Here is a 14,186-nt window from a genome sequence, read left to right on the forward strand (position 1 = left end):
CCTTTCCTATGAAAATCCTATTTATTCATCAAAATTTTCCAGCCCAATTCCTGCAAATCGCCACGCATTTAGCCAAGGACACAAAAAATCAAGTCATGGCGATTCGCCAAGCGCCGAATGTCGAAATCGCGAACATCAGTACTATCGCATACACTCCGTCTCGCAGTAGCAACCCGGATATTCATCCATTGATGAGCGAATGGGAAGCCAAAATTCTGCGAGCGGAAGCCACCGCCAAGGCCGCCGACCTGCTAAAAAGCCAAGGTTTCCAGCCCGATATCGTGATGGTGCATCCCGGCTGGGGCGAGGCGCTGTTGTTGCGCGATATCTGGCCCCATGCAAAATACTTGGGATATTTAGAATATTTTTACGCGGCGACCGGCCAGGACTTTAATTTCGATCCTGAATTCAAAACCGACGATGTCGAAAAGCTCGCTAAGTTGCGCTTGAAAAATACCGTCAATCTGCACGCGCTGCACGACATCGATGCCGGGATTTCTCCGACCCATTGGCAGCGGAGCACCTACCCCGCATGGGCTCAATCCAAAATCGACGTGATTCATGAGGGTATCGACACGAACTACTTTAGCCCAGATGCCACTCGAACCCTGACGATTCCAAACAAGGGCATAACGCTTGGCGGACAAGACGAGATCATCACGTTTGTCGCCCGCTATCTTGAGCCCACGCGCGGATTTCATGTCTTTATGCGTGCCCTCCCGGAACTATTGAAGCGTCGACCCGACGCGCACGTCATCATCATAGGTAGTGAAACCGGCGGCTACGGTCCCGGTCCCCACGGCCACGACTCCTGGCTGGCCATGCTGATGCGGGAAGTCGGTTCCCACTTGGACCCGAACCGGGTTCACATCCTCGGCCGCCTCGCCAAGGCGGATTACCGTAACGTTTTACAACTCTCGAAAGTACATGTGTACTTAACCTATCCGTTTTTATTGTCGTGGTCGCTGCTGGAAGTCATGGCGACGGGCCCCATCATCGTTGCCTCCGATACCGCACCGGTAAGAGAACTGATTCAGGATGGCAAAAACGGCTTGTTGTTCGATTTCTTTGATCAAGAGGGCTTGGTCAACCGAGTGGTCGAAGCGTTAAGCCTACCCAAACGAAAAGCTAACTCGCTTTCCAAAGCCGCCAGAAAAACTATAGTGACTCAGTATGATCTTGAGCAATGTTTGCACAAGTGGACCACCAAAATCATGGCGTCAATTTAAAAGCGCTTGAATCTATCGTGGATTATCGCACCACCAACTCAACTCTAGAGCGGACTTAAACTTGGAAGCAAGCACAACCGTTTGTTTCCGAAGAACTTGAATCCCCATTAATCGAGGACAATATAATGAGAGCCGAAGCAGAAAAACTCAATTTGGCCGTTCACGGCGTATACGAACGCCATAAAAACGAGACCGATATCGAAATGCACTTGGAAGAAGTCTCTAGAAACGGCTTCTCGGTAATAAAATCCGCTCTAACGGTAGAAGAAGTCGATTATACCCGGCAAAAGCTGGACGAAATCTATCAGCAGCAAGTCGACGAATTCGGGCTAGACAATCTGATTGCTCTAAAAGATCGGTATATCGTACGCTCCATGCTGGCCTACGACGATTTTTTTCTGCATAAAATTGCCTGTAATGAAAAAATCTTACCGGTGATTAAAAAGGCGCTAGGCAACAATATTAGCCTTTCCTCCCAAGTCGGTATATTAAACCCACCCGACGATACTCTTTATCAAACTGCTTGGCATCGCGAACTGCAATATCAACACTTTACGATTTCTCGTCCGATTGCGTTGCAATCGCTATTCTGTATCGATCCATTTAACGCGACGACCGGCGGCACGTTTTTCCTGCCCGGCTCCCATCTCCATGAGCCTTTTCCTTCGGACGAGTACGCTAAAAAGCATGAAATTCAAATCATAGCGGACCCAGGCGATGCCGTAATATTCGACGCGCTCGCTTACCACCGCGCCGGGGTTAACGTATCACCGAATATTAGAAGAGCCATTAACAATCTCTACACCCTGCCCATTATTCAACAGCAAATTAATTTCTCGCGCATGATGAACGGCCGCTTCAAAGACGACCCTTTTCTCGCGGGCTTATTAGGCTACCGCTGGGAAACCGCCGACTCGGTTCTTGCTTGGCGGCAAAGTCATTTAAACAATAAAAAAGCCTAACTCAAGAATTAGTATTCGATAAACACCATCCAATACCATGTATAAAAATTTTTTTGACATAAGCGCATACACCGATGAAGAGTTAGCTGTCATTGAGAAATTATTGGTATTCGATAAAAAAGCTTATTTAGAGAAGTTCCCCGATGTCGCCAATACGAAAACCGATCCTCTGATCCACTTTCTTACCCAAGGCATGTACGAAGGCCGTTTCCCTTGGTCGATAAATACTCAAACAGCTCAAGAACAGCAAGCGCGATTACTGTCGTCGCAAACGAGCCTTCGGGACATTTTGGGCTTTGACGAGGAATTCTACAAAAAGCAATACCCCGATGTAACGCAAAACCATTTCCGACACTTCATATTGAACGGCATCCGCGAAAATCGTTTGCCGTTCAATTTCAACGACAACGTGGATAGCGAAACCCTCACTTGGAATATCTTGTCGAGGTTCAATATTGCATGCGACAACTCGCTCGACCGGCAACTGCGTTTCGAGGTTAAAAACGGCCCCGCGCTATTGCAAGCCCTGTTCGACGAAGCCAGTAAAAAAGGCCTTGTACCGAAAACCTATCGCAATAATTATTGGTTGGCTCTAGCAATTGCCTTCTCCGCCTGCGGATATTTTGGAGCATCCGCACTTTGCTATAACTATTTTTTCAACTATTTCTTACCCATGCCGCACCTGAATAACTGGCGCGAAGGTGTATACGTCGTTGGAAAAATACACAAAATAGTTCAATTTTCTCAAAATCGTCGCTGGTTTGTTAAAAAGCTTTCCGCGGCATCCAGCATTTCGGTCCCAGACCCGCATTTTCTGAATCGGCCTAACAACACCATTGGCGAAGTTGAAATTCACCCGCTACCGACACCGTATTACTGTATATTGGAAAACGTGGTACTAATTGGCGGTAGCGCCATGATCATCGCTAATAGCCACGATTTACTTTACGACCATCTTGACGATACTACCGACAACACTTCCGAAATTAAATGCCATTACATACTTCATGCCGTCAATAATGTTTGCGCGGTAAAATATACTTACACGGACTTGTATGTACCCGAAGCGTTTTCGCTCATGCACGATCATGGTCACAATTACTTCCATTGGATAATTGAGGTTCTACCCCGATACTTATTAGCCAGAAAGAATGGACTCGCTTGTAATGCTACTTTTTTAATCGATGAAAAAATTGGCAAACTTCAGGAAGCCGTCATCCGTCTAATTTTAGGAAACGACGCCATAGTCATCAAGGTTGCGCGAAATGCCTCGGTGAAGGTTGGAAAACTCCATTGGGTATCGGACCTATCGATCAATACGGTTCGCACCCTGCAGCTACCTAAAAAAAGTGACATTTTAATTTCGCCCACAGCCGTCGAGTTATTAAAGGAACTCGCGGCCGATCATGCCATGCAAGGCATTGCTAAATATGAGCGGATATTAATTACTCGCACTAACGTCGAATTTCGCCGTTTAGTGAACCGCGAACTCTGCCGTGAAATGCTTATCCGCGAGGGTTTTTGGGATTTCGACCCTGGCCGCGCTTCGTTCGAAGAACAAATCCGCGTATTTTCTAATGCTAAAATCATTGTCTCGGAAGCAGGGGCCGCTCAAGCGAATCTGGTATTTTGCCGCCCTGGAACGATAGTCGTGGTTTTAGTGAATGGTTATAAGAACAGCAACTATTTCTATCTTGCCGAAATGGCCCAAATAGCGAAATTAAAACTGGTCTTCTTTGAATGCTTTAGACTGGACGGCTCCCACGAATTAGGCGTGCATGACGACATGATCGTGAATATCAGCGATCTAAGAAACCATATAAACAATTTAACCAACTCCGCAAACTCGTCTGGAAAACGTGAAAAACGTCAGTCCAAGCAGCCGACTATCCTTAATTGATAGAATTCACTCTGATCTATCAATTACTGGCTTTACAATCAATTCCATTTAAACTACCAAATGAAACGTGTTTTTATTGGCGGCATGGGTCGCTCGGGCACTACCATTACACTAAATGCACTGTATCGACATGGCGCCCTCTATGCCGTACCGATTGAAACCAAATTTCTGGTTGAAAACGACGGTTTTTACGACCTAATACAGGCGATTACCGATGATTTTTCGACCGCGGGCACGCCCATGGCTGTTAAACGCTTTGAACATTTGATGCGTAATCTAGTAACTGGCGTCGAACCCTCGGAGAGCTTCACAGCTCAAGCGAGGTTTTCATCGGATATTTTCGAGCACTACGAAGGAGCCGTCGATTGTTTGCTGGAAATGGTGTTATGCCGAAACTTTTATCCGCAAAGAGAGCCGGTACTCAACGCGATGCGGCATTTTATTGCCTATACTTTCGACCATGCCACCACCATTTCCGATAAGGCTGGCTGGGTGGAAAAAACGCCGGCAAACTTTTGGCGATTGGAGTTTCTGCGAGAGCTTTATCCGGATTGTTATTTTGTCCACCTGATTCGAGACCCGCGCATGATTATGTGGAGCCTGATGGAAAAGGGCTGGATATCCACCGAAGTTGCCAGAGCTGCGATACGCTTCGAGAACATGATTGCCGCGCTAGTGCTTAAACGGAGAGAGTTGCTTAAATCCCCCCGATTTATCGAGGTCAGACTGGAAGATTTAGCGAACCCGGAAACGCTCGGCGGCACGCTGAATCAATTGGCGAATCAGCTGGATCTTGAACCGTTTCCCTCTCCGGCAATCGCATCGGTCGCCGAAACCATTTCAACCTACGAAAAATCTCGGGATGCGCGCGGTCATAGCATTAGCTACTCGAAAGACGAGGCACTGACGATTAATCAACTACTCATGCCGTGGATTTTAGAATTGGGATATTCTCCGGTATTCCCGGCGAATTTGATTTCCGGATAATATACACCCAGCTAAGACAATAACTTTCCAATTTTCAAAACAGCAGGAATGATCAATGGTTGAGGATATTCAACAGTTTATCCGGTCACAGCAAGCGGCAATAAGAAAAAACGATCTCGAACAATTTCTGCAATCGATGACCCAGTTTTTCATCGAACTAGGAAGCTCTCAACCAATGCAAGGCCTACACTTGGTCTCTTCGAAATTCGACCAAATGTGTCAAGATGTCGGCCGCTTGTCAGCTTTCGAGCTGCTAACCAAAGCCGAGGAACTACCCAACGAGCCTCATCATATAATATTGGTTACCGAACTGTACTGCCTAGGCGGGCATCTGGAAATAGTTCGCGATATTATACGGACAAGCCAACTGCCAATATTACTAGTTGCCAGTAATATTAATAACCGCAAGAAGCCCGTGATGGCGACTATCTTGGACGAGTCCAATCTAATTGGGTTCATTAATGCCGACAACCAAAGTTTTCTGGATAAATTGCGCACGGTGCAGACCGCGTTAGCCAACCCTCACACCAATTCCGTTTACATGCTGTCGCACGGTTACGACGCGGTAGCCACGGCGGCAATCGCTTCGGATACCGATAAAACAGTGCTTTTTATGCACCACTGCGACCATTATCCAGCCTTAGGTTGTTACTTGGAGGGTGCGCACCATATCGATTTGCATAATGTCGGCTTTTTACGCTGCAGAAATGAATTCGACATCCAGCAAAACCGTTATTTATGCCTGAGTTCCGCAGGCTTTGCCTATCATCTAAACGCTCAAAGGAATTTTGCATCCCCCCGACTGAAAACCGCTTCTTGCGGCGGCTTGCATAAACTCAAAAGCCTACCTTATCATCTCGATTACCTGGAAGTCATTCTGCATGTATTGTTACACCACGACGCCATTCATTTTCATATCGGCCATTTGAGTGACGAGTATTTACAGAATATTTATAATACACTGAGTCGGAATGGGCTAGCCGATTCAAGATTTATTTACTTAGGCCCCGCGCCGAATCTACCGGAGATATTGACTCAACTGGAAGTCGATATTTATCTCCCAACATTACCGTTGTCGGGCGGCAAGGCGATTATCGACGCGATGGCGGCGGGAATCCCGATAGTGGCTCACCAAAATGCGCGCGACCGGCTATGGGGCAGCACCGACTTAATTTATCCGGGGGCACCCACCTGGGATTCTCTGGACAAATTGGACGACATCATTCAACGCATGGACGAGTCATTCTGGCTGGATCAATCTCGACAGAGCCGAGCGTATTTCGAACGCTACCACAGTGAAAGCCTATTCGTTTCGCAATTGGCGCAAGGTGGCGCGCAGATGGGTAGCCAGGATATTCCATCATTAAATCCCTACCGTCCGGAAATAGCCTATAGCTTGCTTTATTCGGGATTCCGGCAATGATTTTCCCGGCGGTTTGCTTTATTTTTCAGGATAGCCATGTCGGACAATAATCTGTTTGAAAACTTGAATTTCGATAAATTCCGCGAATTGGCGAAATCCGACCAATTAAGCCGACACGAGAAAGTCGGCTTTCCGGACAGTTACCGCGAAGGCAAGGAACCGCTGATTTTTTCCGACGTATGCAACAAGCTGCTCAATCTGCGGCAGCGCGGCAAAACAGTATTGGAGATCGGTCCGGGCTGCAGTCAACTGCCAGTGCTTCTGGAAAAACTGTGCGCGGACCAAGACCATCGGCTATTGCTGGCCGATAGCCAGGAAATGCTGGATTTGCTGCCGGATGCTCCAAATACGGTTAAATACCCCGGCTGCTATCCGAATTTACCGGCTTTATTTACGCAATATACCGGGCGCATCGATGTCATCATCTGTTATAGCGTCATCCAATATATTTTCCTCGAAGGCAATTTGTGGAATTTTGTTGACCTATCCTTATCGCTATTATCGGAAGGCGGAGAAATACTGTTAGGCGATATTCCCAATTCAACCATGCGCAAGCGTTTTTTCTCGAGCAGTGCCGGTATCGCTTGCCATAAAGCCTATGTCGGAAAGGACGAAACGCCCACGGTGACGTTCAATACTTTGGATCCCGGCGCGATGGACGATTCGGTGGTTCTGGCAATACTAGCGCGAGTTCGAGCCCAAGGTTTTCACGGCTGGGTGGTGCCTCAGGCGGCGGATTTGCCAATGGCCAATCGCCGCGAAGACATTTTGATCAAAAGACCTTAATTTGCCGAGATGAATACCGCCATGAAACAACGAAAACTGATTATTGTCGGCGCATCCGGATTCGCCGACATCGCCCAAGAATATTTCGAAGCCGATAGCCCATATAGCGTGGTCGGCTTTGCGGTGGAAAGCGCCTTTTTAACGGGCGACACCAAGAACGGTTTGCCGCTGATGCCGTTCGAATCCATGACGGAGCATTTTTCGCCAGCCGATCACGATGTATTCGTGGCGGTCACCTATACCCAGCTAAACCGTCTGCGCGCTCGCCTGACGCAGCAGGCAAAAGCCGCCGGATATCGATTGGCGTCTTACATCAGTACTCGCGCGTTCGTTTGGCCCAATGCCCGGATCGGCGAGCATTGTTTTATTTTCGAAGACAATACCGTGCAACCTTTTGTCAGCATCGGTAACGACGTTATTTTATGGAGCGGCAACCATATCGGCCATCATTCCTCGCTCGGCGATCATTGTTTTATCTCCTCTCACGTCGTCATCTCCGGTTTCTGCCACATTGGTGAAAACAGCTTTTTAGGCGTGAACTCCACGCTCGCGAACAATTTGACGATAGGCAAGGACAACTGGATCGGGCCGGGTATCGTGCTAACGCAAAACACCGAAGACGGCGCTTTGTACGGAGCGGCAATGCCTGCACCATCCAAAGTCAGCTCGCTCCGTTTTTTCAAGGTTAAAGCATGACGATGCACTGGCGAAAACTCGGCATCGTTTATGCGCCTCCCGGCGACCAGGATTGGGCAACCAGCCATGCGATGGTACCGACTCCATTGCAAATATCGCCCGAGGTGATCCGGGTTTTCGTGACTTTCTGCGACGCCAACGGTTTGGGTAGACCGGGTTTCGTCGATGTGGATGCCAACGATCCCACCCGAGTATTGCGGGTCTCCGAACGCCCGCTACTAGACCTGGGTACCCCAGGAAGCTTCGACGAGAACGGTTTGCTGACGTGCTCGGTGCTACCGATGGGCGGCCAACGCCTGTTTCTGTATTACGCCGGTTTCGAATTGGGTACCAAAATCCGCTACCGCCTGTTAACCGGGCTAGCCATCAGCGACGACGGCGGCGAAACTTTCCACCGCCATTCCAGCGTTCCGGTGTTGGAACGCTCCGACCAAGAGCGGCATATTCGCGGCGGCCCCTGGGCCTTGCTCGATCAAGGCGTCGTCCGGTTGTGGTACGTGGCGGGTAGCGACTGGATCGAGTTGAACGGTAAAAGCATGCCGGTTTACGATTTGCGTTATGTCGAATCCAAGGACGGCGTGCATTTCCCCAGCCACGGCCAGGTGCAGCTTCGTGTCGAGGAAGCCGACGAGCACGGCTTCGGCCGCCCCTGCGTGATCAGAAAACCCGGCGGCGGGTTTCGGCTATTTTACTCGGTGCGCCGGCGGTCTTTCGCCGCCTACCGATTAGGTTATGCGGAGTCGGCGGACGGGATACATTGGCGGCGCATGGATGCGCATCTGAACCTGGACGTTTCGCCCGGCGAATTCGATTCGGATGCGATTATGTACGCGGCGCCTATCCAGATTGGCGAGCAGCTCTACGTGTTTTATAACGGCAACCACTTTGGACGCGATGGCTTTGCCTGCGCGCGGCTGGAGCGGGAATGACGTTACAAGTGCGTGCTTACGGCGAAGCGGACGCCGAGGATTGGGATAGCTTTTGCGACGATTCGCTGCAATCCACGCTACTGCATACCCGGCGGTTTTTATCCTATCACGGTAGTCGTTTCGTCGACCAATCGCTGATCATCTACGACGAACATGGCTGGCTGGGCCTGTTGCCGGCTGCCTTGCAACCGGACGATGAAGCTTGCGTGGTCAGCCATCCCGGCGCGACTTACGGGGGCATCGTGCAGCAGGGCCAACTACGTGGGGAGCGGATGATAGAAGCCCTGCGGACCTGTTGCCGCTATTATCGAAGCCAATGCAAACAACGCCTATTGTACAAGGCGGTACCGGCCTTTTATCACCGCCAACCGGCGCAAGACGATCTATACGCGCTGTTCCGACTCAACGCGCACCGCTACCGCTGCGATCTCTCGAGCTCGATTGACCTGACGACGCCGCGCGGGCGGATCAGCGAACGGCGGCGGCGCAGTTTGAATAAAGCGCGGAAAAATCAGATAGGCTTATCCGGAGACATGGCCCTACTGGGCGAATTTTGGCAGGTATTAACCGAGAATTTGGCGCGAAAACATGGCACCGGGCCGGTTCATAGCTTGAGCGAAATCACGATGCTCGCCGAGCGTTTTCCCGATCAAATTCAAATCGTTTGCGGCACCCACCAAGACCAAGTCGTCGCCGGCGTTTTATTGTTTATCACCGCGACCTGTATTCATACCCAATATATCGCCGCGAATGACATCGGCTATCAATTTTCCGCACTGGACGCGGTGTTCGACTTCTGCATTACCAAGGCCGTCAGCGACGGAAAGCGTTGGCTCGATTTCGGTATCTGCAACGAACAGGCCGGCAAAGTGCTGAATGAGGGACTTTATAAATTCAAAACGGAATTTGGCGGAGGAGGAACCGTACATGAGTTCTTCGAGATCCCATTAACCGGAGAAGAAAATGTCGATTAACGATTGCAAAATCATCGAATTACCCCGCATCCCGGATGCCCGCGGCAACTTGACCTTTATCGAGGCGGGGCGCCATGTTCCGTTCGAGATCAAGCGTACTTATTACTTGTATGATGTTCCCGGCGGCGCGACGCGCGCCGCGCATGGTCATAAGACATTACAGCAACTGATGATCGCGATGTCGGGCAGCTTTGACGTAACCTTGGACGACGGCTTCGAAAAGAAACTGTTTCATTTAAATCGCTCCTATTACGGCTTATATATCGCCCCAGGCATGTGGCGCGACTTGGACAATTTTTCATCCGGCGCGGTCTGCTTGGTCCTGGCTTCGGAGTTTTACACCGAAGAAGATTATTACCGCGACTACGACGTCTTCCTGAAGGCCGCTAGAGAAAAGCGCCGATGATTCCGTTTCTGGATTTAAAAACGCCCAATCTGGCATTGCAAAACGAGTTGGAGCAAAGCTTTAAACGCGTCTTGGCCTCCGGTTGGTTCATTCTCGGCGAAGAAGTCGAGCGGTTCGAAGCGGAATTCGCCAGCTATTGCGAAGCCGAACATTGCGTGGGCGTCGGTAACGGACTCGATGCATTAGCGTTGGCACTTTCCGCCCAAGGAATAGGCGTCGGCGATGAGGTTATCGTGCCGTCCAACACGTTTATTGCAACCTGGTTGGCGGTTACCCGCACCGGAGCAACCATCATCCCGGTCGAGCCCGATGCTCGCACTTACAATTTGGACCCGTCGCGTATCGAAGCGGCGGTGACCTCGCGCACTCGAGCCATCATTCCGGTCCATCTGTACGGCCAGGTCGCCGATATGGATGCCGTTATGCGCATCGCCGATAAGCACCAGCTGTTCGTTCTGGAGGATGCCGCGCAAGCGCAAGGCGCGTTATATTACGGCAAAAAAGCCGGTAGCCTGGGCCATGCGGCCGCCACCAGCTTCTATCCCGGCAAGAATTTGGGCGCGCTCGGCGATGCCGGCGCCGTGGTCACCAACGATAGAGAATTGGCCGAAAAAATTCGGCGACTTCGCAATTACGGCTCCACGATCAAATACCAACACGACACACTGGGTCAAAACAGCCGCCTGGATGAATTACAAGCCGCTTTCTTACGTGTCAAACTCAAGGTATTGGATGAAAACAATCGGCAACGGCGGGAAATCGCACGCCGCTACCACGTCGGATTCGACAGCCTGATTCAGCGAGATTCAAATCTAATCCGGCCGTTTGTCCCGGACTGGGCGGATCCGGTTTGGCACTTGTACGTCGTATTAAGTCCCCAACGCGACGCCTTACAGCAGCATTTGCAGGCCGCCGGAATTGGCACGATGATTCACTACCCTATTCCTCCGCATCGCCAGGCTTGTTATCCTGAGTTTGCCGAATTTTCATTGCCGATTGCCGAGAAACTTGCTCAAGAGTGCCTGAGCCTACCCATGTGGCCAGGCATGCTCGACACCGAAGTGGACACGGTTATCGATGCCATCGCCGGCTTTCACCGCTAACACACGTCCGGTTCGAAGCTCTCGGTGCGGCTAGCCGAGAGTTCGCCGGAATTACCGGGATATACCCAAGCGTGATAACCAAAATCGCGCGGCTATTTTTCAGGGTTCGGGACTGAAGAAGCTTGCACCGGCTTCTCCAACCAAGTATTGACTTCCTGCAAGTTTTCCTCGCTGATAGCGCCGATGGCCTGTAAAAATCTGAAGCGATTTTTAATATACGCGTATTTGCTCTGCAACAAATCGCGCCTGGCTCGAAACTCGGTTTGCTGGGCGACTAAAACGTCACCGATGGTGGCAACACCGTATTTATAGGCACTCTGCATCGCATCGTGGGACTTTTGAGCGGATTCCAACGCCTTGATCGAAGCCTTAATCCGCCTGACGTTGGCGTTCGACGTCAAAAACGCATCGCTGGTTTCCTTGACCACGGTCCGTAACTTTTCTTCCTCGGCGTGGCGATTCAGTGCCAAGCGGCTTTCCGCTTCGCGAACCTGATGCATGGTCGTACCGCCGCTAAAGATCGGCACGTTGACGTTAATCGCCGCGACTTGAGTTTGGGTTTGATTGGACAGCAGGGTACTTTGATAACCGGTGTTGGTATCGTAGTAGTTAAGCTGTAGGTCGACCACCGGTAGGTGGCGGGATTTCTGGGCGACGAGGTCGTTGTCGGCCGCCTCGATGGCTTTCTGCTGCGCGGCCAGGGCCGGATTATCGTTTGTTGCCACGGCGATCCAGTCGTCCAACTTACCTTCCAATTCCTTGTATTCAATGTTTTCGCGCAAGGTTAGTAGACTGTCCGGCTCCTGGTTGGTCAACTCCCTCAAGTTTTGCTTAGCCGAGGAAACCAAGCTTTCGGCTTCGATTTGGTCCGCCTCGATTTTATCCAGTTGCGCTTCGACCTCGTAAACATCGGTGATTTTGACTAACTGCTTGGCAAACCGCTTTTGCACCTGCTGCAATTGCTGTTGAATCGCAAGCTTCTCGGTTTGAATGAAGCGAAGTTGATCCTCCGCTTCCAAAACGCCAAAGTAGCGTTCAACGACACTGAACATTAAAAGATTGCTCACATCGGTGCGCTCGAGTTCGTATTGCGATTCGGCTACCCGCGCCCGCCGCCAGGTCCAGAATTTGGCAAAATCGATCAGTGTCTGATTCAGCGACAGATAATAACGAGTGCCCGAATAACTCAAATCGCTATTTCGCACGTTCAACCGATTTTCCGACCAATTCGCGGTTCCGGTAACTTGCGGCAGCATTTGGCCCAAGGCTTGGCCGGTTTGCGCAGCGCCGATATCGACTTTGACGTCGGCCGACTTAAGCGACGGTGCCGCCTGCAATGCTTGCTGATACACCGTCAGCAAGTCGTCGGCGCATGCCCGACCCGCCAACGTAACAGCCAAGCCCAACAAGATCAACTTAGTCGAGCGCATCGCTCAATCCTCTCGGAAAGCCCGCGCGAACGCGTCGGTGATGGGTTGCATCAGATACTCCACGACGGTGCGCTCGCCGGTCCGGATCATCACCTCCACCGGCATGCCGGGTACCAATTCCAGGTTTTTCAGTTTTTGCAAGCTCTCCGGCGTCAATTCCACCTCGGCCTGATAATAAGCTGCGTCGGCCTTTTCATCGACGAAACGATCGGCCGAAATATGAATAACCTTACCTTCGGTAGTCGGCGTCAACGCTTGCTTAAACGCACTGAACCTGACCTCGGCGACCAAGCCCAAACGTATCCGATCGATGTCCAACGGCGATACCCGCGCATCGATGATCAAATCTTCTTGTTGCGGCACGATGTCGAGTATTGGACTGCCAGCCATCACCACGCCGCCCTGGGTATGTATCGCCAAACCCATCACCCGCCCGCCAACCGGAGCCTTGATCTCGATCCGGCTAACCTTGTCGGCGGTCGCCGCCAAGCGTTGATTAACGTCGAATAGCTGGGATTGAACTTCGCTCAATTTCTCGGACACCTCTTCTTGAAACTTCTTTTCGAGCTGCAGTATCTCCAGCTTGGTTTCGCCGATCTGAATTTCGGCGGCCGCGATCTGCGACGTTAACGAAGCGATGTCGCCCGAGTTACTGGCATGATTGCGTTCGGTGTCACGCAAGCGTTGTTTGTCGGCAAACCCCTCGGCCAACAACTCTTTTAAATCCTTCGCCTCTTCGCCGTAAGACTCGGACAATGCTTGCTTGCTCTGGCGCTGACCTTTAATCCCGACGATTTGCGTACTGAGCTGGTTGATCTTTTGTTTCAGAACCGAAATTTGCCCTTCGAAGGCCACACGCCTGGCTGAAAATAGCTCGGTCTCGCTAGTTCTGGCTTCCGCGACGCGGCTATCGTCCAAGCGGCTCAAATTGTCGGGGAATTCAATGCGGGCTTTCCGATCGCGCTCGGCTTCCAATCGGGCCAATTGCGCGGACAGCGTGATCGATTGGCCTCGAAGTACTTCCAATTGCGAGCGGGCTTCGGTACCGTCCAGCGTCAGCAAAATATCGCCTTCCCGGACGATGTCGCCGTCCTTGACGAAGATTTGATGCACGATGCCGCCGTCCAGGTGCTGCACGGTTTTACGGTGAGATTTGACGGTGATGACGCCGGAGGCCAACGCCGCCCCGTCGATCGGCGCCCAATAACTCCACAGCGCGAATAAACTAAACGCCACTAACAAAATGATGACGCCGATCAGGCGTATCGGCCTATCGTCGACGACCGGCGTCATTACGGCGCTCGGTTTGACGGACGGGGACAAATTCTTCACATCCATGGGCGGGCAAAGCGATCGATACC

General features: G+C 51.0%; 13 protein-coding genes. 11 read left to right on the forward strand and 2 right to left on the reverse strand.

Annotated elements, in window-relative coordinates:
- Nucleotides 1-8 precede the first annotated feature (8 nt).
- From ACQE3D_RS21520 to ACQE3D_RS21570, 11 genes are all read left to right on the forward strand, one after another.
- Entirely contained in the window at nt 9-1,229 is a 1,221-nt protein-coding gene (locus ACQE3D_RS21520) for a glycosyltransferase (RefSeq protein WP_313730515.1), read from the forward strand.
- A gap of 203 nt (nt 1,230-1,432) precedes the next feature.
- Nucleotides 1,433-2,191: a phytanoyl-CoA dioxygenase family protein gene (locus ACQE3D_RS21525; protein ID WP_313730514.1), complete on the forward strand. Its 759-nt coding sequence runs from the start codon at nt 1,433-1,435 to the stop codon at nt 2,189-2,191.
- Nucleotides 2,192-2,228: 37 nt separating this feature from the next.
- A complete protein-coding gene (locus ACQE3D_RS21530; RefSeq protein ID WP_313730513.1) occupies nt 2,229-4,091 on the forward strand; it encodes a glycosyltransferase family 61 protein in 1,863 nt (620 codons plus the stop codon).
- Between the two features lie 60 nt (nt 4,092-4,151).
- Nucleotides 4,152-5,078, forward strand: a complete 927-nt coding sequence (locus ACQE3D_RS21535) for a sulfotransferase family protein (RefSeq protein WP_313730512.1) — start codon at nt 4,152-4,154, stop codon at nt 5,076-5,078.
- 55 nt (nt 5,079-5,133) lie between these two features.
- The gene (locus tag ACQE3D_RS21540; protein ID WP_427500996.1) at nt 5,134-6,501 is read left to right on the forward strand and encodes a hypothetical protein; all 1,368 of its coding nucleotides are present in this window, start codon (nt 5,134-5,136) and stop codon (nt 6,499-6,501) included.
- Between the two features lie 36 nt (nt 6,502-6,537).
- Nucleotides 6,538-7,287 carry a hypothetical protein gene (locus ACQE3D_RS21545; RefSeq protein WP_064031728.1) on the forward strand — a complete coding sequence of 250 codons (750 nt, stop codon included), beginning with the start codon at nt 6,538-6,540 and terminating at the stop codon, nt 7,285-7,287.
- A gap of 21 nt (nt 7,288-7,308) precedes the next feature.
- Complete coding sequence (locus ACQE3D_RS21550; RefSeq protein WP_313730510.1) at nt 7,309-7,983, forward strand: acetyltransferase; 675 nt, start codon at nt 7,309-7,311, stop codon at nt 7,981-7,983.
- On the forward strand, nt 7,980-8,912 hold the full coding sequence (locus tag ACQE3D_RS21555; RefSeq protein ID WP_313730509.1) for a hypothetical protein: 933 nt from the start codon (nt 7,980-7,982) through the stop codon (nt 8,910-8,912). Before ACQE3D_RS21550 ends, ACQE3D_RS21555 begins: the two co-directional genes overlap by 4 nt.
- A complete protein-coding gene (locus ACQE3D_RS21560; protein WP_313730508.1) occupies nt 8,909-9,886 on the forward strand; it encodes a GNAT family N-acetyltransferase in 978 nt (325 codons plus the stop codon). The genes ACQE3D_RS21555 and ACQE3D_RS21560 overlap by 4 nt, the downstream gene beginning before the upstream one ends.
- Nucleotides 9,876-10,292 (forward strand): sugar 3,4-ketoisomerase, encoded by a 417-nt coding sequence (locus ACQE3D_RS21565; RefSeq protein ID WP_064031731.1) that lies wholly within the window; start codon nt 9,876-9,878, stop codon nt 10,290-10,292. The genes ACQE3D_RS21560 and ACQE3D_RS21565 overlap by 11 nt, the downstream gene beginning before the upstream one ends.
- Nucleotides 10,289-11,395 (forward strand): DegT/DnrJ/EryC1/StrS family aminotransferase, encoded by a 1,107-nt coding sequence (locus ACQE3D_RS21570; protein WP_313730507.1) that lies wholly within the window; start codon nt 10,289-10,291, stop codon nt 11,393-11,395. The genes ACQE3D_RS21565 and ACQE3D_RS21570 overlap by 4 nt, the downstream gene beginning before the upstream one ends.
- 92 nt (nt 11,396-11,487) lie before the next feature.
- Here ACQE3D_RS21570 and ACQE3D_RS21575 read toward each other — a convergent pair whose 3' ends face one another.
- Both ACQE3D_RS21575 and ACQE3D_RS21580 read right to left on the reverse strand, forming a co-directional pair.
- Nucleotides 11,488-12,825, reverse strand: coding sequence for a TolC family outer membrane protein (locus ACQE3D_RS21575; RefSeq protein WP_313730506.1), 1,338 nt, complete (start codon nt 12,823-12,825; stop codon nt 11,488-11,490).
- A 3-nt stretch (nt 12,826-12,828) separates the two neighbouring features.
- Complete coding sequence (locus ACQE3D_RS21580; protein ID WP_313730505.1) at nt 12,829-14,118, reverse strand: HlyD family type I secretion periplasmic adaptor subunit; 1,290 nt, start codon at nt 14,116-14,118, stop codon at nt 12,829-12,831.
- Nucleotides 14,119-14,186 lie beyond the last annotated feature (68 nt).

Source organism: Methylomonas sp. MS20 (genome assembly GCF_050275925.1).
GTDB lineage: Bacteria > Pseudomonadota > Gammaproteobacteria > Methylococcales > Methylomonadaceae > Methylomonas > Methylomonas koyamae_A.